The organism is uncultured Ferrimonas sp., from assembly GCF_947489035.1.
Taxonomy (GTDB): Bacteria; Pseudomonadota; Gammaproteobacteria; order Enterobacterales; family Shewanellaceae; genus Ferrimonas.
In genome coordinates this window covers 1-23,523 of record NZ_CANLCI010000013.1, presented here as the reverse complement: position 1 = coordinate 23,523, position 23,523 = coordinate 1, and the positions used below count along the sequence as shown (strand labels likewise).

General features: G+C 55.4%; 20 protein-coding genes and 1 riboswitch. Of the genes, 13 read left to right on the top strand and 7 right to left on the bottom strand.

The genetic code is table 11. From position 1 onward, the window contains the following. Positions 1-21: 21 nt before the first annotated feature. Both rsuA and yjeH read right to left on the bottom strand, forming a co-directional pair. The gene (gene rsuA / locus Q0796_RS09550) at positions 22-714 is read right to left on the bottom strand and encodes a 16S rRNA pseudouridine(516) synthase RsuA (protein WP_298442303.1); all 693 of its coding nucleotides are present in this window, start codon (positions 712-714) and stop codon (positions 22-24) included. A 64-nt stretch (positions 715-778) separates the two neighbouring features. After that, positions 779-2,026 (bottom strand): L-methionine/branched-chain amino acid transporter, encoded by a 1,248-nt coding sequence (yjeH, locus tag Q0796_RS09545; protein WP_298442301.1) that lies wholly within the window; start codon positions 2,024-2,026, stop codon positions 779-781. Between the two features lie 122 nt (positions 2,027-2,148). Here yjeH and Q0796_RS09540 point away from each other — a divergent pair, with 122 nt between their 5' ends. Next, positions 2,149-2,565: an Lrp/AsnC family transcriptional regulator gene (locus tag Q0796_RS09540; protein WP_298442464.1), complete on the top strand. Its 417-nt coding sequence runs from the start codon at positions 2,149-2,151 to the stop codon at positions 2,563-2,565. Positions 2,566-2,656: 91 nt separating this feature from the next. Here Q0796_RS09540 and Q0796_RS09535 read toward each other — a convergent pair whose 3' ends face one another. Beyond that, complete coding sequence (locus Q0796_RS09535; protein ID WP_298442299.1) at positions 2,657-4,168, bottom strand: DUF3131 domain-containing protein; 1,512 nt, start codon at positions 4,166-4,168, stop codon at positions 2,657-2,659. Between the two features lie 48 nt (positions 4,169-4,216). Further along, a complete protein-coding gene (locus tag Q0796_RS09530; protein ID WP_298442297.1) occupies positions 4,217-5,221 on the bottom strand; it encodes an NADP-dependent oxidoreductase in 1,005 nt (334 codons plus the stop codon). A gap of 144 nt (positions 5,222-5,365) precedes the next feature. On the opposite strand from Q0796_RS09530, the gene Q0796_RS09525 reads away from it, so the two are divergent. The 7 genes from Q0796_RS09525 (at position 5,366) to Q0796_RS09495 (ending at position 12,581) form a co-directional block, all read left to right on the top strand. After that, a complete protein-coding gene (locus tag Q0796_RS09525; protein WP_298442295.1) occupies positions 5,366-5,809 on the top strand; it encodes a MarR family transcriptional regulator in 444 nt (147 codons plus the stop codon). A 35-nt stretch (positions 5,810-5,844) separates the two neighbouring features. After that, complete coding sequence (locus tag Q0796_RS09520; RefSeq protein WP_298442293.1) at positions 5,845-6,339, top strand: tyrosine-protein phosphatase; 495 nt, start codon at positions 5,845-5,847, stop codon at positions 6,337-6,339. Positions 6,340-6,424: 85 nt separating this feature from the next. Further along, positions 6,425-6,829, top strand: coding sequence for a hypothetical protein (locus Q0796_RS09515; protein WP_298442292.1), 405 nt, complete (start codon positions 6,425-6,427; stop codon positions 6,827-6,829). Then, on the top strand, positions 6,829-7,368 hold the full coding sequence (locus Q0796_RS09510; RefSeq protein ID WP_298442290.1) for a class I SAM-dependent methyltransferase: 540 nt from the start codon (positions 6,829-6,831) through the stop codon (positions 7,366-7,368). Before Q0796_RS09515 ends, Q0796_RS09510 begins: the two co-directional genes overlap by 1 nt. A 9-nt stretch (positions 7,369-7,377) precedes the next feature. Continuing rightward, positions 7,378-7,668 carry a hypothetical protein gene (locus tag Q0796_RS09505; protein ID WP_298442288.1) on the top strand — a complete coding sequence of 97 codons (291 nt, stop codon included), beginning with the start codon at positions 7,378-7,380 and terminating at the stop codon, positions 7,666-7,668. A 62-nt stretch (positions 7,669-7,730) separates the two neighbouring features. Next, positions 7,731-8,390 (top strand): bifunctional tRNA pseudouridine(32) synthase/23S rRNA pseudouridine(746) synthase RluA, encoded by a 660-nt coding sequence (gene rluA, locus Q0796_RS09500; protein WP_298442286.1) that lies wholly within the window; start codon positions 7,731-7,733, stop codon positions 8,388-8,390. Between the two features lie 309 nt (positions 8,391-8,699). After that, positions 8,700-12,581: a S8 family serine peptidase gene (locus Q0796_RS09495; protein WP_298442284.1), complete on the top strand. Its 3,882-nt coding sequence runs from the start codon at positions 8,700-8,702 to the stop codon at positions 12,579-12,581. Positions 12,582-12,709: 128 nt separating this feature from the next. Here Q0796_RS09495 and asnA read toward each other — a convergent pair whose 3' ends face one another. Beyond that, positions 12,710-13,687 (bottom strand): aspartate--ammonia ligase, encoded by a 978-nt coding sequence (gene asnA / locus Q0796_RS09490; RefSeq protein ID WP_298442282.1) that lies wholly within the window; start codon positions 13,685-13,687, stop codon positions 12,710-12,712. A gap of 126 nt (positions 13,688-13,813) precedes the next feature. Here asnA and asnC point away from each other — a divergent pair, with 126 nt between their 5' ends. Next, positions 13,814-14,302, top strand: coding sequence for a transcriptional regulator AsnC (gene asnC, locus Q0796_RS09485; protein ID WP_298442281.1), 489 nt, complete (start codon positions 13,814-13,816; stop codon positions 14,300-14,302). Here the strand turns inward: asnC and lysC are convergent. Next, on the bottom strand, positions 14,299-15,666 hold the full coding sequence (gene lysC / locus Q0796_RS09480; RefSeq protein ID WP_298442279.1) for a lysine-sensitive aspartokinase 3: 1,368 nt from the start codon (positions 15,664-15,666) through the stop codon (positions 14,299-14,301). The genes asnC and lysC overlap by 4 nt on opposite strands. A gap of 61 nt (positions 15,667-15,727) precedes the next feature. Beyond that, positions 15,728-15,905, bottom strand: a riboswitch (Lysine riboswitch). A 544-nt stretch (positions 15,906-16,449) separates the two neighbouring features. Between lysC and arcA the strand changes: the two genes are divergently transcribed. Further along, complete coding sequence (gene arcA / locus Q0796_RS09475; protein WP_298442278.1) at positions 16,450-17,169, top strand: two-component system response regulator ArcA; 720 nt, start codon at positions 16,450-16,452, stop codon at positions 17,167-17,169. 57 nt (positions 17,170-17,226) lie between these two features. Here the strand turns inward: arcA and Q0796_RS09470 are convergent, their stop codons facing one another. Further along, positions 17,227-17,589 carry an Hpt domain-containing protein gene (locus tag Q0796_RS09470; RefSeq protein ID WP_298442276.1) on the bottom strand — a complete coding sequence of 121 codons (363 nt, stop codon included), beginning with the start codon at positions 17,587-17,589 and terminating at the stop codon, positions 17,227-17,229. Positions 17,590-17,752: 163 nt separating this feature from the next. Here Q0796_RS09470 and Q0796_RS09465 point away from each other — a divergent pair, with 163 nt between their 5' ends. The 3 genes from Q0796_RS09465 (at position 17,753) to Q0796_RS09455 (ending at position 23,249) form a co-directional block, all read left to right on the top strand. Then, positions 17,753-21,145 carry an SPOR domain-containing protein gene (locus Q0796_RS09465; RefSeq protein ID WP_298442275.1) on the top strand — a complete coding sequence of 1,131 codons (3,393 nt, stop codon included), beginning with the start codon at positions 17,753-17,755 and terminating at the stop codon, positions 21,143-21,145. Positions 21,146-21,254: 109 nt separating this feature from the next. Then, positions 21,255-22,202, top strand: coding sequence for a GTP cyclohydrolase FolE2 (gene folE2, locus Q0796_RS09460; RefSeq protein WP_298442274.1), 948 nt, complete (start codon positions 21,255-21,257; stop codon positions 22,200-22,202). Between the two features lie 111 nt (positions 22,203-22,313). Next, positions 22,314-23,249: a 2Fe-2S iron-sulfur cluster-binding protein gene (locus Q0796_RS09455; RefSeq protein ID WP_298442272.1), complete on the top strand. Its 936-nt coding sequence runs from the start codon at positions 22,314-22,316 to the stop codon at positions 23,247-23,249. The last annotated feature ends 274 nt before the right edge of the window (positions 23,250-23,523 follow it).

Here is a 23,523-nt window from a genome sequence, read left to right as displayed (position 1 = left end):
TAATGGCGCACTCGGTAGAAATTAGCGATTAAAGGCGTCGATCTCCGCTTGGGTTAACGCTCGCCATTCGCCCGGAGCCAGCGATTCATCTAGGGTGACCGCGCCCACTTGCTCACGGTGTAAGCCCACCACGCGATTGTTAAGGGCAGCGAACATTCGCTTCACTTGGTGGTATTTGCCTTCGCTGATGGTTAATCGCACCTCGGTATCGCTTAGGCGCTCTAAACTGGCTGGGCGCGTTAACCCATCCCCGTGCAGTTCAATGCCCTGCGCTAATTGCGCTTCGGCCGTGGCGCACAGTGGCTCGGCCAGTTGCACTCGATAGCACTTCGGGCACTGGTAGTTGGGTGAGGTGATGCGATGGCACCACTTGCCATCTTCCGACAGCAACACTAACCCCGTGGTGTCGGCATCCAAGCGGCCAGCAATACGCAGGCGTTCGGTTAACGGCAGATCAATCAACCCCAACACCGACGGGTACACTTCGTCGATGTTAGAGCAGAGCGTATCCACCGGCTTATTCAGCATCAGGTAGCGGGTGTGAATAACCCCAACGGTTTCATGGTTCCAGCACACATCGGTGTCTTCGGTTACTTGGAAGCTGGAACTTTTCACCATGACGCCATCGCAGGTGATGGTGCCGTTTTTCAGCTCGCGCTTGGCCAAGCTGCGGCTCAGTTCGGTGTTGTCGGCCAGGTATTTATCTAAACGCATCGGGTGGGCTACCTAAAAAAATCAGCGAGCATTATCGCTGATTTTTGAGTTTCACCAACTCTATTTAAACCGAATTGCCACTTGGCGCGGCGCGCGCTTTCAGCTTGGGTTGCAGCCACAGCAACCCGATCGCCACGGCCAGCGCCACCACGGCATACAACATCTGCATGCCGATGCTGTAACCCAACACCATGATCAGCACCGCACCAAAGGCGGCCACCCATTTGAAACTGCGGCTTAATAAGCGGTAGCCCGCCAGCATTGCCAGTAAGTACACCAACACAAAGATCCCGTTGGATGGCGCCAACAGATGTTCAAAATCCCATTCCAGCAGATACGCCAATAGCAACGAGCCCGCTTGGAGCAGCGCCAGTGCCCACATCGACCGCGCGGGCACCGCAGCGCTGTTTAGCTGCGCTAAGCCTTGGGGCAGATAGCCTTGGCCTGCTAGGCTCCACAGCAGCCGCGCCATTGAGTTGAAATAGGTGTTCATGGTGGCAAACCCTGCCAGCACCCCAAGGCCACCGATGACCCACGCCCCACCAGCGCCAAAGCTTTGATCAAACAACGTTGCCATCGCCAATGGAGCCGCGCCCAGATCCAGCACCAAGGCGGTACCCAGCAGATAGATAAGCCCCACGATCACCGTGCCCCACATCATCGCAGGCAAAAAGTCGCGCTTGGGATCCTGAAACTCCGCCGACAGGTGGGCGAAGGCTTCAATCCCCAAAAACGCCCACATCGCCACCCCAGTCGCCGCCAATACGGGCGACATCGCTTGCCCCGGCCACTGGGGCAGACGCAGGCTGTCGCCGTGGGTCAGAGCCAGTAGCGCAAAAATCGCCATGATCACCACGGTTAAGCCAAACTGCAGCTTGCCCGACAGCTGCAGGCCACGGTAATTCAGCGCCAGCATCAGTCCGTTAAGGCCCAGACCTAGCGCCAACTTCGTGGCCGCGCTCATCGGCACCAGCGCATCCGCAAACGCCAAGGTCATCATCATCGCCGCTGGCAACCCAATCGGCGCAACCGCTAAAAACAGCAAGCCAATGGCCGCACCGGCACGCTCCCCAAAGGCGTTGCCAACAAAGGTGGCGGGGCCGCCAGCATCGGGGTAACGCTGGCCTAATTTGGCAAACACCAACGCCACCGGCAACATCGCCAAAAGCAAGATCCCCCACGCCAACAGCGCCCCATCCGCCGCCATTTTCACGGTTAGCTGCGGCAGGAGAAAGACGCTGGTGCCCAGCAACGCGGTTGAGAGCAAGCCGACGCCCTGCCAGCGGGTAATAGTGGGGGTTAACTGTGTCATTGGGGTTCCAGATGGGGACATTGTGAGGCACAGTATACGGACTATCTCTTCACCAAGTTGACGGAACTGACCGTTAATTTCACGGTTGTGGCCGTGAATGTTAAGGAGCCAATATGTCACCGCTGGATCAGTACGATCAGGGGATCATCGCCGCCCTGCGTTTGGATGCCCGCCAAAGCACATCGGCGTTAGCACGACAGGTGAATTTGTCTCGCAGTGCAGTGGCGGATCGGCTCAAGAAGTTAGAACAAAGCGGAGTGATCCAAGGCTATCGCGTCTCGGTGCGTGCCAGTGCCGCCAGCGACGTTAGCGCCTATTTTGAGATTGAGCACAATCAGAAAAGTTGCCAGCTGATGGCGCAAAAGCTGCGGCTCTACCCCGAACTGCAAAGCTGCCACGGGATCAGCGGCCAGATTGATCTGTTGTTGCTGGTGCGGGCGCCATCCATGCAACGCTTACACAGCATTCGCGAACAGATAGAAAGCTGGGATGAGGTCACCAAGATCACCACCCATGTGGTGATGAACGAGTGGTTCTAAGCGCTGAACGAGTGGCTTCAACGCCAGTTCTAAGCGATAACGCAAAGCAACTGGGCTACGCCCCCCTAAGCACGAGTTCGCCACCATCGGGCTAATCAACGGTGGCGGGTTGCTGCGCCAACGCGGCAGTGGCGGTTAACGGCGGCAGCAGTAAGCCCCGATTGCCGTTATGCACATACAGCAGCGCGGTCAGGATCACCGCATTGGTGTTTAAGTTGCTGCTGGTGTTCACACGGCCATCGGCCATCACCCCGCTGTACCAGCCTTTGTCTCGGTACAACTGGCTGGCTTGCTGCCATAACGCGGTGGCAAACTCGTCGCTGCCCAGCACCCCAAAGGCCACCGCGCACTTAGCGCTCAGGGGCTGCGATTGCTTACTGCTGCTGCCGCGATAATCGGTGCTGTGCCAGCCGTGTTCGAAAAAGTGCAGGTTATTGTAGAGAAACCACGGCGGCCAGCTGATGGCGTCTTCCCCAAAGCAGTGGATCTCGCCGCTGGCTAAATAGTGTTGTTTTTGCGCCAGATAGATCGCTTCGGTTTCAAACCGCAGCGGTTGCGCCTGCTGCCCAAATTCCAACATCGCCAAGTAGAAAGGATCGCTGGTTAAAAATGGCCGTGGCCGTATGTCGACCGGCAACGACACCCCAGCCACACTCACCCGCTTACTGGCCTGCCGATGCAACGCCTTATTGGGGGTTAACCCCCACAACGACAACGCCAGCGCCGCGTATTGTTCGTAACCAATGCGTCCCTCTTGGTAGCGACGCTCGCCAGATTTGCTGTAGTAGCGCGCCCCTTGCAGTTCGCCGCCGTTCACCAGCTCTTGGGTGTGCCAGCGGGCGCGGATCTTCGCCACCTGCGGCGCATACTGCGGCTGCCGCTGCTGCAAAATGTGCAGCCAGCCCAAGGTGCGAGCGATGTCCAACGCCGACCAACCGTTGCCGTTGCGCACTTTAGAAAGGTTCGACACCACCGGCTTGCCGCTGTCGGTATGGTAGCTGCGATTGGGCAGCCGTTCGTCGTACAACGCCAGCTCTATTAAGGTGGTGAGCAGGGTGTCGGTGCGGCGGCTAAATTGCGCCGGGGTGATCAGTTCAAACTCCAGCGCCGCCAGATTGCCCGCCAGCACACTGGCCACATCCCACAGCGTGGCTTCGCGGTATCCAGCCACCGAGTTCACCAGCCCCGTTTGCGGTTGGTACTGTTTTTCAAAATAGCGCCAGGCCGCCTTTGCCATCGCCAGATGTTGCGGCAACCACTGGCTAAATTGGCCCTCTCCCAGCCGCTTCGGTGGCGCCACACTAACGACAGAAGTTGCGGCGACAGCGGATGCTGTGTCGGCCGTTGGGGATACTGGGTTCGCCGCTTCCATGGTGGGGCTGACTTCCGCGCTGGCCGCTGGCGTCAGTGGCACAATGCCACGCACATTCAGGCCGGGATCGAGCAGATGCTCCGCCACTTCACCGCCGGAGATCTGCGAGCGATTGCCCAATTTGTTTTCCGGCTCTACGGTGGCGCTAAGCGCCAGCACTGTTGCCAGCCACCAGATGGCGATCCCTGCCTGAGTAATTGTTCCTGCAACAAGAATAGAACGCAGGCACAAAAACGCCGCGATCAGATCGCGGCGTGTTGGCCTTGCCTAACGCGAGAGTTACAGCTTGATCAGCATCTTGCCGGTGTTGGCACCGCTAAACAGCCCCAAGAAACCATCAAAGGTGGATTCGATTCCGGTCAGGACCGTTTCAGGGTTGTGCAACTTGCCACTGGCTAAGTAGCCCCCCACTTCGGCGGCAAACTCGTTGAAGTCGGCCATAAAGTCAAAGGCGATAAAGCCCTGCATGCGAATGCGGCGACGAATAAATTCGGCCATGTTGCTTGGCCCCGCCACTGGGGCTGCAGCGTTGTATTGATCAATCATGCCGCAGGAAACGATGCGACCGAAGTCCTGCATGTTGGCCATGGCCGCTTGCAGATGCGCGCCCCCCACGTTATCGAAGAACAGGCTGATCCCCTCTGGCGCTAACTCACGCAGGGTTTGGCCTAAATCGGTGCTGTGCTTGTAGTTAAAGGCCGCATCGGCGCCTAAGGTGTCGGTCAACCACGCCACTTTTTCATCGCTGCCCGCCGAACCAATCACCTTGGCGCCCGCCAGTTTCGCCAGCTGCACCACAATCGAACCAACCGCACCGGCCGCACCGGACACAAACACCACATCACCGGCTTTTAGCTGGCCCACTTTATTCAAGCCAGCCCAAGCGGTTAAGCCGGTCAGGCCCATGATCGACAAGTAGCTTTGCAGCGGCAAACCGTGGCCACCCACTGGGGTTAAATCGCTGCCGTCACTGATCGCCAGTTCTCGCCAACCCTGCATGTGCATCACTTGGCTGCCGACGGGGAAATCGTTGTGATTGGATTCAATCACTTCGCCAACGGCGCCGCCTTCCAACAGCTGCCCCGGCTGAAACGGCGGCACGTAGCTTTTGGCATCAATCATACGGCCACGCATGTAGGGATCCACCGACAACCACTGGTTGCGGATCAACACCTGCCCCGCCGCGATTGGCGGCAGCTGTTGCTCAACCAAACTGACGGTGCTGTGATCCGGCAAACCGACCGGGTACTGCTGAAACTGCCATCCTTTAAACTGCTGACTCATGGTGTCGCTCCTTTGACGAAGGGTAAGGCGTTATCAATTACGCTATTGATTATCACTCTATCCGACAAATTAGTTAGGGCGCAAACTATTTGTGCGAAGATCATTTTTCTCGATATAGTGGCGGCATCACACAAGGATCCCGCCATGACCGAACCCACCCTCGCTAACCAGCTGTGTTTTTCGCTGTATCGCGCCAACCACGCCATGAGCCGCTTGTTTCGGCCACTGCTGCTGCAGTTTGATCTCACCTACCCGCAGTACCTGATGCTGTTGGCACTGTGGCAACAAGATGGGGTGAAACTGAAAACCTTGGCGCAGCAAACCGAATTGGAGGCCGCCACGGTCACGCCAATCTTGAAACGCCTAGAGGGCAAAGGCTTGCTTGAGCGGCGCAGTGATCCCGACGATGAGCGAGCCAAACTGGCCTATTTAACCGTCGCTGGCCACCATTTGAAGGCGCCGCTGTTCGCCGCCCGTGAACAGCTTTACCAACGGATAGCCCCAAATGGCGAACCGGATCACATTACCGAGTTGCGATTGGAACTGGACCGATTAAGTGCCAGTCTAGAGCGGTTAACCCAGTCATAATTGACCGGTTTTTTAATGTTAAAGGAATCGCAGTAATGGATAAGTTGTTTTGGTTGGTACCAGGGCAGATCGCTGGGCGCAGTGGCCCAAATAAAGATCCGTGGCAACCCGGTGAGTTTGCCGATGCCGGCATTGAGCTGGTGGTGTCGCTTAACGACGCCACTGGCGTGGATCGCGCCGAGCTAGAACAACATCAGTTAGAGCACCTGCACATTGAGCTGCCTGCAAACATTCCCCCTCAGGCCGGTGATCCCCAGCGCTGCCTAGAGGGCTTAACCCACGCTTGGGCCCTGCTTAAGCCCCGCCTGGACGCCGGTCAAACCATCTTGATCCACTGCCGCAGTGGCAAGGATCGCACCGGCTTGTTGATGGCCTATTTGGTGATGCAGCTGCAACAGTTGCCACCAGAGCAAGCGATTGAACAGGTGAAGCAAGTTCGCCCAATCGCCCTCAACGCCGAAGGCTGGCTGGAATTGGGACTGCAAGTATTGGCGCAGCTAGAGCAAACTTCCGGCCAATTTAGCGCTTAACGAAGGCAGAAGCCTTCAACGCACTTGAGCTTAGGCAAGGTGGCACCGACAATGGCCCCTTGCCTTTTTTATATCTGAGAGTTCGATGAGCAAACCGGTCAGCGATTTTGAGTTTTATGTGCTGCGTTTGGGGAAAACCAGCCTACGAGCCGCCCACGTGCTGGGATTGATGGGCGCCGCCGCAGGCTTTCTGTATGGCTTAGACAACGCCCTGTGGCGTAACTGGTGGATAGTGGCGATGAGCAGCGGCTGTTTGCTGATGGCGTGGGAGATCTGGCGGGCGCCCTTATGGGCGGTGCAACTGAAAGGCGCCTGCACCATCGGCAAAGTCGGCTTGCTGGCATTGTGTTACCCCTACCCACAATTCGCCCCTTATATTTTTAGTTTTATCGCGCTGCTGTCGGTCTTTATCGCCCACGGCCCCAGCCAATTTCGCCACTATTCCCTGTGGCATCGACGTGTGCTGCGCGGTAAGGAGATCAAAGGCTAATGCCCCACCAAAACCCCACCGCCAGCGCCCTGTTGTTGGATCACCTTGAGCTGTTTAACCGCTTGCCGGATGGGCCAGTGCTGGATCTGGCCTGTGGCAGTGGCCGCAACGGCTTGCGCGTTGCGGCGGCGGGCCACAGCGTGTGGTTTGTTGACCGTGACCGCGATGCCCTTGCACGGGTTGAGCAGCAAGCACTGGCCCAAGGCAGCAGCGCGGTGATCTGGCAGCAGAACTTAGAAGATGGCCACAACCCCTTTGCTGAACGCCGCTTTGCCGCCATCTTAGGCTTTCACTATCTGCACCGGCCGCTGCTGCCGTGGCTGGCGCAAGCGATACTGCCCGGCGGCCTTATCGTGTATGAAACTTTCACCCAAGCGCACCCCCAACACTTTGGCCGTCCCAGCAACCCAAACTTCCTGCTGCAGCCCAATGAACTGGCTGCCGCCTTTGCCAGCTGGGAACAAATCCACTACCGTGAAGGGATCCACCCAGCACCGCAACGTTGCAGCGCGCAACTGGTGGCACGCAAACCGAAATAGGAATTCACTATGTTGCAATGGTACCCCAGCCAAGTACGGATCGGCGCCGCCCCAGCGGTAACGATATTGATGGTGTTGATTGCCATTACAGCACGGTTATTCTGGCCCGGTGCGCCACTGTTTATGTGGCCACTGTACGCCGCCCTGCCATTGGTGGCACTGCTGCACATATTGCTGATGCTGGACGAGCGCAGCATGACCAAACTCGACGCCCTGTTCTACGCCCTAGTGCACCTGCCACTGGCCTTTGTGGTGTGGACCTTCGCCATCCTGTTTGCCAACGGCAGCGACCTGCTTTAAAGGCTTGCATCAACGCCGCAGTTTCCCTACTGTGACCGCCCTCAGCCGTTGTGGAGCCCGTTATGCAGCCATTTTGTTACCAGCCACCCACCGATCCCTACCTGCCCTTGCTCTATCAAGATCAAGACATCATCGTGGTGGATAAACCTTCTGGACTGTTGTCGGTACCCGGCCGCGATCCTGCCCACCGTGACAGCGTTTACAGCCGCGCCACGGAGCAGTTTGGCGAGATTTTTGAAGTGCATCGCTTGGACATGTCGACCTCGGGGTTGATCATCGTGGCGTTAACCAAAGACGCCGAGCGCGATTTAAAACGCCAATTCCGCGAGCGCACCCCCAGCAAGACTTACTTGGCGCGCATATGGGGCCACCCACAGCACAGCGAAGGGGAAGTGGATCTGCCGCTGATCTGCGACTGGCCCAATCGCCCCCGACAGATCGTCTGCTACGAAAACGGCAAGCCATCGCAAACCCAGTACAAGGTACTGAGCCAAGATGAGCACAGCTCGATGGTCGAACTCACCCCAATTACTGGCCGTTCGCACCAACTGCGGGTGCACATGCAGCAGCTTGGCCACCCGATTCTGGGCGACTACTTCTACGCCCACGAGCAAGCGTTTGCCGCCAGCGAACGATTAACTTTGCACGCCCATACGCTCTGTTTCGATCAGCCCAGCAGCGGTGAACGGATCGAGCTGGTGGCGCCCTGCCCATTCGACTAGCCCCAATTTGGCTTTCGCTGACAATCTGCGTCAGCAACGCCGCGCTGCGCTCTTCCCCTTTCGGCGCAAACCACTGTCGCCGCGCCGAAAGGGGTCGCCGTTATTTTCCTACCCCACGTCCTGCCAGCGTCATTCCTTCGTAATTCAACAAAACACAGACAGAAGCACTAATCTATTAGCATTTTCTTATCCCAAATTCTGTTATCGCATCCATGTTGCCAGTGTGTTAAAAACATTTTACTCGTAGTTATAACGAGTCGCCCAGTGCAGTTTGCGGTCGCTCTGGTCAACAACAAGGAAGGAAAACGGATGAAAACAAAAATTGCACTGGCGGTTGCCATGGGATTGTCTGGGGTTGCTGTCGCAGGCCCGACCACCCACCTCGCTCCCGTTACTAACAATGCCTTTGAAGTGTTGTCTTACACTCAAAATCACAAGCCAGAAACCCGCCAAGCCATCAACCAAAGTCGCAGTCGCTTTATTGTTCAGTTGGCTGATCAGCCACTGGCGACCTACCAAGGCAATGTGCCCGGTTTCGCCGCAACTGCGGCCAGCGGCAGCGATAAGATTCAATTGCAATCTCCGGCTGCGGCGAGCTATCGCCAGCACCTGATCGGCCTGCAAAAGCAGTTCCAAAGCGATTTACGCCAACGCTTACCTAACGCCAAAGTCGAGCGTAACTTCCAAACCGTATTTAACGGCATGAGCATTCATGCGCCTGGCGTGTCCATGGCGCAGATTGCAGCCATGCCTGGGGTGGCCGCCGTTTATCCAGAACGGATGTATTACACCCAGATGGATCAATCTCTGGAACTGATCAACGCCGCCGCAGCTTGGGCTGAGCTGGGCGATCGTGATAACGCCGGTAAAGGCGTTCGAGTTGCGGTGATCGATTCTGGGATCCGCCCTGAAAGCGATCTGTTTGATGACGAAGGCTTCGAGGCACCCGCAAATCTACCGGGCAACGATTACTGTGCCACCTTCGATCAAAGCTTCTGTAACAACAAACTGATCGTGGCACGCTGGTCGGCACCGACCTTCCCTGTGGCCGCGCAAGAAAACATGAGCCCGTTGGGCTTTGATGGCCACGGTACCCACGTTGCCGGTACCGCAGTGGGTAACACCACCGACATTCAATTCCAGGGGCAAGACGTCACCATCTCTGGTGTGGCTCCTGGCGCGTACTTGATGGCGTACAAAGCGCTGTACGCCACCGCCTCGGATCCTACCCGCGCATCCGGCTCGAATGCCATGTTGCTCGAAGCTCTGGAGCACGCGGTGAATGATGGCGCCGACGTCATCAACAACTCTTGGGGCGGCGGTGCGGGTGCCGATCCTGCCACCTCGCCATACGCACAAGCGTTTGAAGCCGCCGAAGCCGCCGGTGTGGTGGTGGTCAGTGCCGCGGGTAACGATGGCGCCGGGGCTCAAACCATCGGTTGCCCCGGTTGCATCGAATCCGGCATCACCGTTGCGAACACCACCCATGGCCGTTTCTTTGCCAATGAAGTTGCGGTTGGCACCCTAACCGGTGTGCTTTCCATTGAAGGCAGTGGCTCCGTACAGCTGTCTGAAGACGTCACCGCGCCGGTGATCAGCGCCTTGGCCGTCGCAGAAGCCAACTTTGAAGGTTGTGAACCTTTTGCCGATGACAGCTTTAAAGACGCCATCGCGATGATCAGCCGGGGCAGTTGTAACTTCCAAGATAAAGTGGATTACGCGGCTGCAGCCGGTGCCGTCGCGGTTGTGGTATACAACAACCGCGACGGACAACCGATCACGATGGCGCTGGGTGACACCGCCATTCCTGCAGTGATGATCAGCCAGAAAAGCGGCACCTCCGCTCTGGCCGAACTGACGGGGGAAGGCATCAGCGCCACCATCAGTGCCACCACCAGCCGCATTGTTGATCCGGAATTTGCCGATAACACCGCTGGCACCAGCTCCCGTGGCCCCAACGGCAACCCCAATATCTTGAAGCCAGACATCGCTGCCCCAGGCAGCAGCATTTTGTCTGCAATGTCGCCAGATGAAATTGGCCAAGAAGGCAACGTGTACGCCACCTTATCTGGCACCTCAATGGCCAGCCCACACGTTGCTGGTGCTGCGGCTCTGCTGCGTGCCATGCACCCAGATTGGTCCGCTGTTGAAATTAAAACCGCACTGACCTCAAGTTCGATGGCTACTGGCCTCACCAAAGAAGACGCTGCGACGCCAGCCGATCCCTTCGATGTTGGTGCCGGTCGTCTTGACTTGAATGCGGCCAAAGACGCGGCCTTAACGTTCGACAAAGCCAGCTTTGCCAACGCATCTTGTGTCTCTAACTGCACCTTTACCGCTACCGTAACCAACCGCAGTGACGCTGAGGGCAGCTGGGATCTGAGCGCCGTAGCCGAAGGCGCCGAGGTCAGCATTATGCCGGCCTCGGTCACCTTAGCCCCTGGGGCTTCCGCCGAGTTTACCGTTTCACTGGATACCACCTATTCAGACAAAGACGGTTGGTTATTTGGCCAAGTGATGCTGAGCGGCGACACCAATGCGCACATGCCAATTGCGGTGTACCCAGAGTCGTCCAATGACGCCAGCATCTTAAGCTTCAGCGCCGACACCAACACCGTTGCGTATGGCGAAAGCACCACCATTAACGCCAATTTCAGCAACAAAAACTTTGCCGATACCATCTCGCTGCGTCTGAGTGTGGCCGAAGGGGCCAGTATGGTGGCGGACTCTGCCACCATCACTGCCACGGGCAATACCACCACCGGTCAGCAGATCAACGAAGAGGCCGGATTCATCAGCTGGGTGGGACGCCTTGATCCGTCCGTGCTAACGGCCACCTTAGAAGGAGCAACGGGCATTGGTAGCTTTGGCTCAGCCGCCAACCAAGTACCTTGTAGCGATGGCTGTGATGAATTTACCGCCAGCTACAACCTGCCACCGTTTGAATACAACGGTCAGATCTACACTGGCATCACGATTTCGGATAACGGCTTACTGATCCCAGGGGTCGGCCAAGACACCACGGGCACTTTCGCCAACCAAAATTTACCCAGTGACATTGCCCCAAACAATGTTATTGCGCCGTTTTGGACCGACTTTGATCTTAATGACGGCACCGAGGGCGACAGCGGCGACGGCAGCATTCACCTGTTTGGTTTAGGCGACTACATCGTGGTCGAGTGGAATAACGTTGCGGTTTGGAATGACAGCAGCGACAACCGCTACACCTTCCAAGTGTTCTTAGGCTACGGCGATAAGATTGGTGATAACTGGTTTAACTACGTTGATTTAGGCGCCTTGCCTACCTCGCTCACCGTTGGGGTGGAAGACATCAGTGGTGGCTTAGGCACCAGCGTGTATTACAACGGCACTGGCGATGCTCCGGTTTCTGACAGCTACGTGCAGATCGCGAACGTAGTGGGTGGCACCGTTGGCATCGAAGTTGATGTGACTGGGGATAAGCTTGATGTCGCCATGGACGACGTGGCAGACGCCACCGAAGAGATGGCTGCAACCCTTGATGTGATTGGCAACGACAGCGATGTGGTTACCGTGCCACTGACCATGCACGCCAGCCACAACGGTCAAACCATGGAATCGTTGCAGTTGCTGAACATCACCGGGCCAGCACCTACCGCCATCAGCATTAAAACCGCTGCGGCGAACGGGACTGCCACGGTTAACGACGATCTGACCATCAACTACCTGCCTAACGCGGATTTCTTTGGTACCGACAGCTTTGAGTACGAAGCCGCTGACGCCGAAGGCAATGTGATTGGCAGCGCCACCGTTGAAGTGATGGTCGCGAATGTGAATGATGCGCCGGTCGCGACAGCACCAGAGGCCGCCGCCGTTAGCGAACGCAGCATTACCACCATCGAGCTCTTAGCAACCGATGTGGATGGCGATGACTTAACTTGGACAGTAACGCAAACCGAAGGGCCAGAGGTAAACTTCAACGTGGAAGGCAATACCTTAAGCTTTACCGCCCCGGACGTTGATGCCGCCACGACCTTCAGCTTTAGCGCTGTAGCCAACGATGGCACCGCGGATTCGAATGCCGTTACCGTTACCGCCAATGTTGCCGATCAACCGGTGATCCAAGCCAATGGGGGCAGCTCTTCCAGCGGTAGCTTAGGCTGGTTCAGCTTGCTGTTACTGCCACTGTTAGCGCGTCGTCGTCGCGGTTAATCGCAACCAACAACCACGCACCAACCACAACGCCAGCAATGATGCTGGCGTTTTTTATGGCTGTGTAACCCCCTGCGCGGTAATGGGCTGCGCCTTATCCGCGCAAGGATTGATTAGTTGCGGGGGGGTTACAATCGCAACGCGCACGCCTCTTGCCACACACCGCACTGCACTTGGCCGATGTGATCTTTGCCGAGCAACAACATCATTAACCGCGATTGACCAATGCCCCCGCCAATGGTTTGCGGTAACTCACCGGCCAACAACGCTTGGTGCCAGGGCAGAGTCGCATCTTGTTGACGCTCGGCCAGTGCCAGTTGACGCTGCAACGCGCTGGCGTCCACGCGCACCCCCATCGACGATAACTCAAACGCATCTTGCAGCTGCGGGTGCCACACCAGCAGATCGCCGTTCAGGCCTTGGCCCCACTCACCTTCGCTGCTCCAGTCGTCGTAATCTGGGGCACGTACATCGTGGGCTTCGCCATCGGCCAATTTGGCCCCAATGCCTACAACAAACACCGCCCCATGTTCGCGGCAGATCGCCGTTTCACGCTGCTTTGGCGTTAGCTCTGGGTATTGCGCCCGCAACTGATCCGCATGAATAAAGTGCAGTGACTCCGGCAACTGCAGTGGCAACTGAAACCGTTGCGCTAAGGCATCTTCGGTGGCCTTAATCCCCGCCCAGATGGCATCAACGCGCTTGGTTAATCCCGCGATGCTGCGCTCGTCGGTGGCCATCACTTGTTCCCAATCCCACTGATCAACAAAAACTGAATGCTTGGCACCAATGCTGTCTTCATCGGGGCGCAGGGCTTTCATCTGTGCCACGATGCCCTCGCCAGCCGCAAACTGATAACGACCTAAGGTGGCACGCTTCCATTTGGCCAACGAATGCACCACTTCATAACGCTTATCTGGGATCGCTTTTACCGCCACCTGCACCGCTTGTTCGTGCCCAGCCAAGCCATCTTGAATGCCACTGTCGGCCTCACACAGGATCGGCGCTTGCACTTCAACCAGCCCCAATTGCTGCGCCAGTTGCTCACTGAAAAACTGGCGAGCGAATTGAATTTGGCGTTGGGTTTCAATGTAGGAGTGTTTCATGGCGATCCCTTAATAAATATTGCGTTCTGGGATCTATACTCAAACCAAAAGGCCAATTAAACAATAGATCCAACAACAAATAAGCTTGTATAGTTTGGTTTATTGAAAAACAAAGCTCATCTGATAATGAATCCTCAAAATAGTGACCAAAACCAACTCAATTCCCATCGAATCGACAATTTGGATAAACAGATCCTGAATGCGCTGCAAGGGGATGCACGGATCCCCTACGCCGAACTGGCCAAGCGTTTTCAGGTCAGCGCCGCCACCATTCATGTGCGGATCGAGAAGTTAAAACAAGCGGGGATCATCAGTGGCACCCAAGTGCTGCTCGAACCACGAGCACTGGGTTATCAGGTTTGCTGTTTTATTGGCATCAACTTGAAAGCCGCTGGTGACTACCCTGCGGTGCTGGCCAAGTTAGAGGCCCTCAGTGAAGTGACCGAGGCGTATTACACCACCGGCCATTACAGCTTGTTTATTAAGATCCGCTGTCGCGACATTGACGCCTTACACCGATTGCTGGTGGATCAAATTCAGGCCATTACCGAAATCCAATCCACCGAAACCCTGCTGTCACTGAGCCAACCGATCGATCGCCAGATAGCCCCTTAAGTTGGCAATAAACGCTGATGCAGGCTTTGCACCACCGCATCAGCGTCGTCGCCATCCACTAAAAAGCACAGGTTATGTGGGCTGGCCCCTTGGCAAATCATCCGCATATTAAAGGGCTCTAACACCTCAAATACCTGCTTAGCTACGCCCGCGGTCGTGGCCAACTGATTGCCAATCACCGCCACCAGCGCCAGCTGTTCGGTGACTTCCACGCGGCACATGGTTTCCAACTCGGCCCGCAATTCAGCGCTGATCAACGATGAACCGCTGTTGCTGGAGCCGGTGTTATCCAACGTTAGCGCCACCGACACTTCCGATGTGGTGATCAGATCCACCGACAACCGATGCTTGGCTAAGATGGCAAACAGCTGGGCAAGGAAGCCGCGAGCGTGCAGCATGTTGAGGCTGTGCACCGTGAGCAGCGTTTGTTGCCGCCGCAGGCTGAGTGCTCGAAATCCTGGGGTGGATTGCACCTGTTGGCGGATCCAAGTGCCGCCTTGCTCTGGGGCGCGGCTTTTACCCACAAACACCGCACAACCGCTGCGTACCGCCGGCAATATCGTGGCAGGGTGCAGCACCTTCGCACCAAAGGTGGCCATTTCCGCGGCTTCATCGAAAGAGAGCTCGGGGATCGGCTTGGCGTCATGCACCAGACGAGGATCGCAACTGTAGATCCCATCCACGTCGGTCCAGATCGCCAGCACTTCCGCCTGCAGCGCTTCAGCTAACAACGCCGCACTGTAGTCGGAACCACCACGACCAAGGGTGGTGGTGTGGCCATCACTGTCGGCCCCCACAAAGCCTTGGGTAACCACAACCTGCTGCGCCAAGAGCGGCTGCAGCAGCTGTTGCACTCGATCGCTCACAAGCACCAGATCCGGCTCGGCTTGGCCAAAATGGCTATCGGTACGCATCACTTGGCGCGCATCAAAACAGATCGCCGGATGATGTCGCTGCCGCAGCACTTCCGCAAACAACGCCGAAGAACAGGCTTCCCCCAATGACAACAGCGCATCACTCACCGCGCCATCCTCGCAGGCTTGTTGGCGCTGCTTACTGAGCTTATCTATCTGGGCCAGATATTGATCAATCAACGCCGCCAATGGCGCCGGTCGCGCTAACGCATCAAGGATCTGATATTGAATGGTGGCGATCTGGGCGAGGCAGTCAAGCCGCTGTGGCTCCGTCAACCGACCTGCCGCTAAAGCAACCAGCAGATTGGTCACGCCACTGGAGGCACTGACCACCACCACTTTTACGGCGGGATCATTTATGACGATGTCAGCGCAGCGTTGCATGGCGAGGTGATCCGCCACGGAGGTGCCGCCAAACTTGGCGACGGTATAAGATGTGTGTTGTGTCATGCTCCGAACCCTAAGTGTTCGGAGAGTCTGGGCCGCGCCCCAAGCACTTGGCTTGGTTCGACTTTCCAGAAGCTCTCCACCTAATCCATAATGGTGACAACCCTGAGGATTCAGCCCCAGTGGTCGATTGATGATGTCGCATGCCATCGCCAACCTCGGCAGTACGCTCCCTCACCCCAAATCATCAGCTCATTCGCGCTTCATTGGGGCTACCTAGGCACTGCACCTCTTCTGTTGATGCTTTTTTTACCAACTCAATAAACCGTATTGACGTGAGCTAAGTCAAACTCAAGCGGTGAATCAAACCAGAAATGCAAATTATAAGTAACTGTAAATTACTGAGTTCGCTAGAGTTACCCTCTGCTCGGCCACATCAAATACGGAACTTGATCACATCTTGTCGCAGCATTCGCAAGAGTTTGTGACTTTGTAACATTCTCACCGTAAAATATTGCCCAACAACACATTAGTGGCGAAAGGAATTTGCCAATACCGTGTCTTGCCGATCTCCTGATCATCCTGTCTGCTGGCAGTGGCATCAGAGATGTGACCGAGTTAACGATTTAAGTAATCTGTTAACAAAAACGAACAACGGTTAATCGATTTTCGGTATTTTATGCCTATCGACATGGCACAAGCGCCACGCCTCTTCATCTGCAATACAGATGACGCAGTAGGACGTGCCAATTGTGGCATCAAAAGGGACTTTGCCTATGCTTAACGACGCCCACACAATTCGCGCGTCGTAGTTCTGTATTGAATCGTGCTTTTTAGGTAGCCCAAATGCAAAATCCGCACATCCTTATCGTCGAAGACGAAGCTGTTACTAGCAACACTCTGAAAAGCATTTTCGAAGCCGAAGGCTACAACGTTACCGTTGCAGTTGATGGTGAGGAGATGCACAACGCGCTGAAGAGCAGTAAAATCAGCCTTGTTATCATGGACATCAACCTGCCAGGTAAAAATGGCTTGTTGCTGGCTCGCGAACTTCGCGAAAAAGACGACATTGCGCTGATCTTCCTGACCGGTCGCGACAACGAAGTAGATAAAATCTTGGGCCTGGAAATCGGTGCCGACGATTACATCACTAAGCCGTTTAACCCACGTGAGCTGACCATCCGCGCACGTAACCTGTTAAACCGCATCGTTAATGCGTCTCGTCAAACTGAAGAACGCCCACAGGTTGAGTTTTACCACTTCAACCAATGGACTTTAGAGATCAACAGCCGCTCTTTGATCAGCCCGTTGGGCGAACCGTTCAAACTGCCGCGCTCTGAATTCCGTGCTTTACTGCACTTCGTTGAAAACCCAGGCAAAATTTTGTCTCGGGGTGATCTGCTGATGAAGATGACTGGCCGTGAGCTGAAGCCTCATGACCGCACGGTTGACGTAACCATTCGTCGCATCCGTAAGCACTTCGAAAGCAACCCAGAGACGCCGGAAATCATCGCGACCATCCACGGCGAAGGTTACCGTTTCTGTGGTGATCTGGGTAACGAGTAAGTATCCAGCACCCACAAAAAAGACCGCCAATCGGCGGTCTTTTTTTATGGGCAATGGTTAGCCTTTCTCAGCAAGGTAGGCTTTTAGGCTGGCAACATCGGCATCGTAATGCTCAGTAATTTGGCTAAACCACTGCTTAAACTGGCTTGGCCACTCGGGCTCATCGCCGCACTGCAGTTTTTCCGACAGCAACTGGATCCGCTTTAACCCAACCGATCCCGCCGCCCCTTTGAGCTTATGCGCTTCAGAGGTGATCGCCTTTTTGTCGTCGGCCGCAATGGCGCTCGCCACGGTGTTTAGGTACTCCGGTGCCATCTGTTCAAACAAGGTGACCGACTTCATTAAAACCGCCGCACCAATTGCATCGCAATATTGATCTAAAGTTACCGTATCGAGCTGCTCATATCCTGCTGGAGCCATAGTGCTTCCCCTTGAAACGTCGATGTTTTAGTTATAGTAATCAACGCTAGTGTAGAATCTTTAGCTCCTTAGCAAAAGTCCTATTGGCGTACTGTTTGGGCAGGGATTAACTGGTATCCTTAGCCCCGAACCTCTATTCCACCGATTGATGTAAAATTACTTGATGCGAGCTCCCACTTTAGCGCTGTTTGGCCTGCTGTTACTCAGTGGTCCAGCCCAAGCCCAAGAGATCCCCCTGCAGGCATCGACCTCGCGCACTTTTACCTTGGTTAGCCAAGAACAAGAGCTGCCGCAAGCGATCGTCGTCTACCGTCAAGGCAACCAAAATCTGGTGCCACTGCAAGCGTTAAGCGCTGCCGTCGGCTTAGACATTCGGGTAGATGCCGTGCAAGCCAAAGCCAATGGCTGGATCGGTGGCGAGAACAGTAATTTCCTATTAGATATCTTTGCCGAAGAAGCCCGCCGTGGCTTTGAACGCTTCGACATCGATCCGCAGCAAGTTTGGGGCCGCGACAGCGCCGATCTGTACATCGACGCCCGCTTAATTGAACGCATCTTGCCACTGCGGCTCAACTTCAATCAGTCCGCGAACCGTTTGATGGTGGCCAGCGACAACCCGCTGCCCGCAGTCGAGCAATTAAAAGCCCAGCAAGCCAATAGTGCTCGATTAGGGCTACAGCAAAATTTTCACAGTGGTGGCTTTGATCCTATCCACCCCCACAACTACGCTGCCGCCAGTAAGCCAACCGTACTGGGCTTTAGTAATGCCGCCATCGTTGGCGACGACATCCTTACTCAAGACTATCGTTTCGGCTTTATCGCCAGTGGCGATCTGGCCCAGCAAAGCTACGAATTTAATTACAATAAATTAGCCAAAGAACGCAGCGAATATCGGCTGCGCTTTAGCCGTGATCTGAACGATTACAGCCGCGACTGGGGCTTTGCTTTAGGCCAGTATCAATTAGGCGACATCAGCTACCTTGGCGATAACTTGCTGCAAGGGGCAAACGAAGGCTTTGGTTTTCAAATTGGCGACGGTCGCCAACACCAGTTTGGAGTCACCACCATCGAGGGCAACGCACCACCATTTTGGGAAGTGCACCTGTACCGCAATGGCGTGTTGATGGCGATCACCCAAGCAGCAAATTCCGGTCGCTACTTCTTTAGTGAACAGCCCTTACTGGCCGGCGCTAACGTATTTGAAATGCACCTGTTTGGGGTTAATGGCGAGCACCAGGTACGCCGTAAAACCATCAACAACAGCAATCAGTTGGATGCTGGCCAGTTCAGCTATAACGTGCTCTACATGGACAACGAGTCCTTCGTCTTTAATGACCGTAAGCCCGATGAACGCGACGATTTAGGCTCGCTGAGCCAAACTGGGCTGCGCTTAAGCTACGGCATCACCGACTGGTGGGATCTGGGCGTCATCGTCCAAAGCCAAACCTTAGCGTTGCCAACATTTGAAGAGCAGCTACCGGAGGATCCAGAGGATCCGGATAGCCCGCTGAAGCCCGTTACCCGCTACCCCGATCGCACTGAAAGCTATTACGGCATCAATTCCAGTTTCAGTTTGTGGAAAAGCCAGCTGGAGTTAGAACTGATCAATGGCGACGACGCAACCGCTTACTTTGCTGGCTTTAGCCGCCCTCTTGGCGACAACCTATTTATTCGGGCCAGCCACCGCAACAACGGTGACATGGCCACCGATCTCAATAGCGGTTTAAACCCTGCCCTAAGCAGCAACAGTGAACTGTGGTTAGAGGGGCAAACTTGGCGCTTTGGCGGTTGGCAATACGCCTTAGGCGGCGAGTTGGCTTCCCCCAAAGTCGGCGACAACTACAGCGTGTTATCCAATCGATTATCGAGCCAATTTGGCCCGGTAAGCTTCAGCCACATCTATCGCTACGATGGCCGGAGCGACGACACCTTAAGCCGCCACCGTGGCGAACTGCTGCTGGCCACCAACGGTTTTGATTGGAACCTGTCGACCCACCTAAATTACCAGTGGGGCGAAGGCTTACGGGATATGGAAACTCGGTTGCGCTGGCGCCCATTAGGCCCAGTCAATAACCATTCCAAGCTGTATTACGACAAGCCCGGCGAGGCGAAAAGCACCTTTGGCTTTGCCCATGAAATTGCCTATCGCTATCAGTGGCTGACCCTAGGGTTAGAAAGTGGCATTGATAACCGCGGCGACTGGCAGCTCAACGGTACTGCCACCTTTGCTTACAACTATCGTGACAACCGCAACAGCGATCTGAGCGCGGGCTTCCGCCCCCAGGTGGCAGATATTGCCGTGCGGGTGTACCGCGACAGCAATAACAACGGCCGCTTCGATCGCACCGATCAACCCCTACCCGGGATCACCATTGATGCCGCCCCAAGCTGGCCGCGCCAAGTCAGTGATGACACCGGCACCGTCATGCTCAAGCAGGTGCCCGCCAACAACCTCTATCGCTTTGGGATCAGTGGTCGAGCTTTGCCACAAGGCATGACCCTGCGTAACGGCGTAATGGAAATTATGCCTATCGCCGGCGAACGCAACGTGGTTGATCTGGCTTTAGTGATGATCAGCAGCGTGAACGGCCAAGTAACCGATCAACACGGCAACGGCATCGCTCAACTGGAACTCAACATTACCGATTTGTCGCAGCGGCGGATCACCTCGGTAAGTACCGATGGCGAAGGGAACTTCTTCTTTCCTGGACTGCGCCCCGGTCAGTATTACTTAATCGCCAATCCAGAGCAGATGCGCAAGCGGGAATTAAGCAGCGCCATTCCACTGTACCCACTGAACATCAGCCCTAGCGGTGAAGATCGCAAAAACTGGCAGATCCAGCTGCAAGATGCCAATGGGAAAGCCATCGTTGCCATCGCAAAGCCGACGCCAGTTGTCGTCCCCAAACCCGATCCCCGCCTGATCTTGCGTCCAAGCTCAGATCGGCTTAATACCATGTCGGCCAACGACTACGTGCTGCAAGTCGCCGCCAGTAGCAAAGCCTTCAAACTGGCGTCATTGCAACAGCAATACCCACAGATGTCGTTAACTCAAACTAAGGTAATGCGCGCCGGTAAACCGGTGTACTTACTGTTAGCAGGGCAGTACCCCAGCGAACGTTCGGCCGAATTAGGCCGCCGTGATATGCCATCGGATCTCAGTAATGGTCAGCCGATCCCGCGCCGAGTAGCCGACTTGCGTCGCGAAAGTCTAACGGCACCAACGCCAGTTGCCACGCCATCGGTACCGAACCTTAAACCACAGACAATCCCGGCAGCAGTCAGTGCCCCAGCGGCACCTGGCGACGATTGGTTAAGCCAACAACCGAGTGATCACCTAACCTGGCAAGTGGCTGCCGCCCGCTCACGGGACAGCGCCAGCGCCTTTATTAAGCAGCATCAGCTGCCACAACCTTGGCAAATTAAACAAAGCAATGGGTGGTATCAGGTGCTTTGGGGCAGCTTCAGCGATGAGCAGCAAGCCCAACAAGCGTTAGAACAACTTACGACCGCACCGGATCAGCCGTGGCTGCGACCGTTCTCGGCCGTACGTTAACCGCACGCATTTCTCAGCAAAAGCTATAGGCTCATTCGGTTTTTCCCAATGAGCCTTGTTTTCCCCCGTGATATACTTGCCGCCCTAACGAAGTTTGATGGTAGTGACGATGACAGAAAACCCTACTCTACCCACTGCGATGCCCGATGTGGCCAGCAGCAGCCAAGCCCAAATCAGTGGCACGCTGGATTGGGTAGGAATGAGCCAGATTGAATTGCCAATTCTGGTTACCGCCGATAACGAAGCGCCGCGCCAAGTCAGCGCCCGTGTAGAAGCATACGTCAACTTGCCGCAAGCCCACGCCAAAGGGATCCACATGTCCCGTTTGTACGTGGCGCTCGACAAGATGTCGATGGACAGCACCTTAGATCTGAGCAGCCTGAAAGCGTTGCTGCAGGATTTTTTGAGCAGCCACGACGACCTGTCTGATAAAGCGTTCGTTCGTTTCAGCTTCGATTACCATCTTCGCAGTAAAGCGTTGCTGTCCAATAACCACGGCTGGCGTAACTACCCCGTTGTACTCACTGGCCGGATGGAGCAGGGGCAACTTACTATCGAGATGCAGGTTGATATTGCCTACTCCTCAACCTGCCCATGTTCTGCCGCCTTAGCACGCCAGCTGATCCAAGAAGCCTTCGAACACAAGTTCCACGGCGAAGAGCAGGTCGATATGGAAGTCGTTAAGCAGTGGCTTGGTAGCACCCAAGGGATTGTGGCTACGCCGCACAGCCAGCGTTCCATCGCACAGGTAAAAGTAAAACTGGCCGATGATGACAGCGGCTTACCTATCGCCCGCATCGTAACTGCGGTTGAACACGCCCTCAAAACGCCAGTTCAAGCCACGGTAAAGCGAGAAGATGAGCAAGAGTTTGCGCGCTTGAATGGTCAAAACCTGATGTTCGTTGAAGATGCCGCTCGCCGGGTTAAATACGCCCTTGAGCAGCAGCCACAAATGTTGGATTTTTGGTTACAAGTAAATCACTTAGAAAGCTTGCACGCCCACGATGCTGTCGCTATCGCGACCAAAGGCATCGAAGGTGGCTACCAGCCAGTCTAAGCCGATAACGGTTAACCAGAAGGGCCCGAAAGGGCCCTTTTTTGATCCGTTGCAATTTCATCACACCTCGCCCACCATTAACGGATATGGACAACAGCGGCGCTTCCTCCAATGGCTAACATCACCTTTGAACAGCAAGACTACCCCAACGTTCAAGGCGAAACCGTACTCGACACCTTGCTCCAGCAGCGCATCGAGTTACCCTATGGCTGCCGCTCAGGCGTATGCCAAGCCTGCCTAATGCAATGCACGCAAGGCCAACCAGGGCGAACCGCTCAGCAGGGGCTCAGCAGCCAGCAACAAGCTCAGGGATACTTTCTCCCATGCAGTTGTGTACCCACAACCGATCTAACCGTGCAGCGCCCACCATTAGCCTGCCGTTACCACAGCAAAATACTCGCCACAGATCAGCTGACCGCCAATGTCTTGCGGTTACGCTTTTCCAGCCCAATTCCATTCCAGCCAGGCCAATCGTTGCAGCTGAACATCAACAATGTCCAACGACGCTACTCAATCGCCAGCGTGCCGCCACAGCAAGCGTATATCGAAGTGCATATTGAGTGTCGCCCCAGTGGTCAATTCAGCCACCTAGCGCAACAGCTGCAAGTTGGGGATCCGATTCTGCTTTCTAGCGCCCACGGCGATTGCACCTACAACGCCGTTTCAGCACAACAACCGCTGCTGTTGATTGGCCACAACACCGGCTTAGCGCCGCTGTATGGTCTGGCACAGCAAGCACTGCAGCATGGTCATCAAGCCGACATCAACCTGATCCACGCATGCCAGCCGCAACAGTTCTACCTAGAATCAGAACTGCGCACCCTCGCGCAGCAATACCCACAATTTCACCTTCATCAGTTGCCCCTGTTCGACAACCCCACAGCTGAAATTGCCACTTACCTTAAGCTCAACTGGCCACAGCTGCAGCTACAGCGTTTATGGTTAGCAGGCAGCGAACCTTTACTGAATGCCGTTGCTAAATCTGCTTTTATCCAAGGGGCCAAACGCCAACAGATCCACATCGAAGCCTTCAGCAGCACCCACTAACCCCATTATCAATTGCAGCTGGCAGGCTATCGAGCACGAGCCAATCACAGCGGACGGTGAGTGATTTTCTGGCCATATGGCGTGAAAGACGCTAAGAATGAACCTAAAGTAATAAAGCACCCAAACGAAAAAAGCCCCGTCCAAAGGACGGGGCTTTTTTCTAACGTTTATCTTCATCTTTTCGAAAAAGATAAAAGCAAAATAAGTGTCTGACGATGACCTACTCTCACATGGGAACTCCCACACTACCATCGGCGCAACTGCGTTTCACTGC

Bases quoted from the DNA above. Each gene is read 5' to 3' on its own strand.
- Q0796_RS09530 (WP_298442297.1), bottom strand. From the start codon at position 5,221: ATGAGTCAGCAGTTTAAAGGATGGCAGTTTCAGCAGTACCCGGTCGGT.
- arcA (WP_298442278.1), top strand. From the start codon at position 16,450: ATGCAAAATCCGCACATCCTTATCGTCGAAGACGAAGCTGTTACTAGC.
- Q0796_RS09515 (WP_298442292.1), top strand. From the start codon at position 6,425: ATGAGCAAACCGGTCAGCGATTTTGAGTTTTATGTGCTGCGTTTGGGG.
- Q0796_RS09510 (WP_298442290.1), top strand. From the start codon at position 6,829: ATGCCCCACCAAAACCCCACCGCCAGCGCCCTGTTGTTGGATCACCTT.
- asnC (WP_298442281.1), top strand. From the start codon at position 13,814: ATGAATCCTCAAAATAGTGACCAAAACCAACTCAATTCCCATCGAATC.
- asnA (WP_298442282.1), bottom strand. From the start codon at position 13,687: ATGAAACACTCCTACATTGAAACCCAACGCCAAATTCAATTCGCTCGC.
- lysC (WP_298442279.1), bottom strand. From the start codon at position 15,666: ATGACACAACACACATCTTATACCGTCGCCAAGTTTGGCGGCACCTCC.
- Q0796_RS09455 (WP_298442272.1), top strand. From the start codon at position 22,314: ATGGCTAACATCACCTTTGAACAGCAAGACTACCCCAACGTTCAAGGC.
- yjeH (WP_298442301.1), bottom strand. From the start codon at position 2,026: ATGACACAGTTAACCCCCACTATTACCCGCTGGCAGGGCGTCGGCTTG.
- Q0796_RS09465 (WP_298442275.1), top strand. From the start codon at position 17,753: ATGCGAGCTCCCACTTTAGCGCTGTTTGGCCTGCTGTTACTCAGTGGT.
- Q0796_RS09520 (WP_298442293.1), top strand. From the start codon at position 5,845: ATGGATAAGTTGTTTTGGTTGGTACCAGGGCAGATCGCTGGGCGCAGT.
- folE2 (WP_298442274.1), top strand. From the start codon at position 21,255: ATGACAGAAAACCCTACTCTACCCACTGCGATGCCCGATGTGGCCAGC.
- rluA (WP_298442286.1), top strand. From the start codon at position 7,731: ATGCAGCCATTTTGTTACCAGCCACCCACCGATCCCTACCTGCCCTTG.
- rsuA (WP_298442303.1), bottom strand. From the start codon at position 714: ATGCGTTTAGATAAATACCTGGCCGACAACACCGAACTGAGCCGCAGC.
- Q0796_RS09525 (WP_298442295.1), top strand. From the start codon at position 5,366: ATGACCGAACCCACCCTCGCTAACCAGCTGTGTTTTTCGCTGTATCGC.
- Q0796_RS09470 (WP_298442276.1), bottom strand. From the start codon at position 17,589: ATGGCTCCAGCAGGATATGAGCAGCTCGATACGGTAACTTTAGATCAA.
- Q0796_RS09495 (WP_298442284.1), top strand. From the start codon at position 8,700: ATGAAAACAAAAATTGCACTGGCGGTTGCCATGGGATTGTCTGGGGTT.
- Q0796_RS09505 (WP_298442288.1), top strand. From the start codon at position 7,378: ATGTTGCAATGGTACCCCAGCCAAGTACGGATCGGCGCCGCCCCAGCG.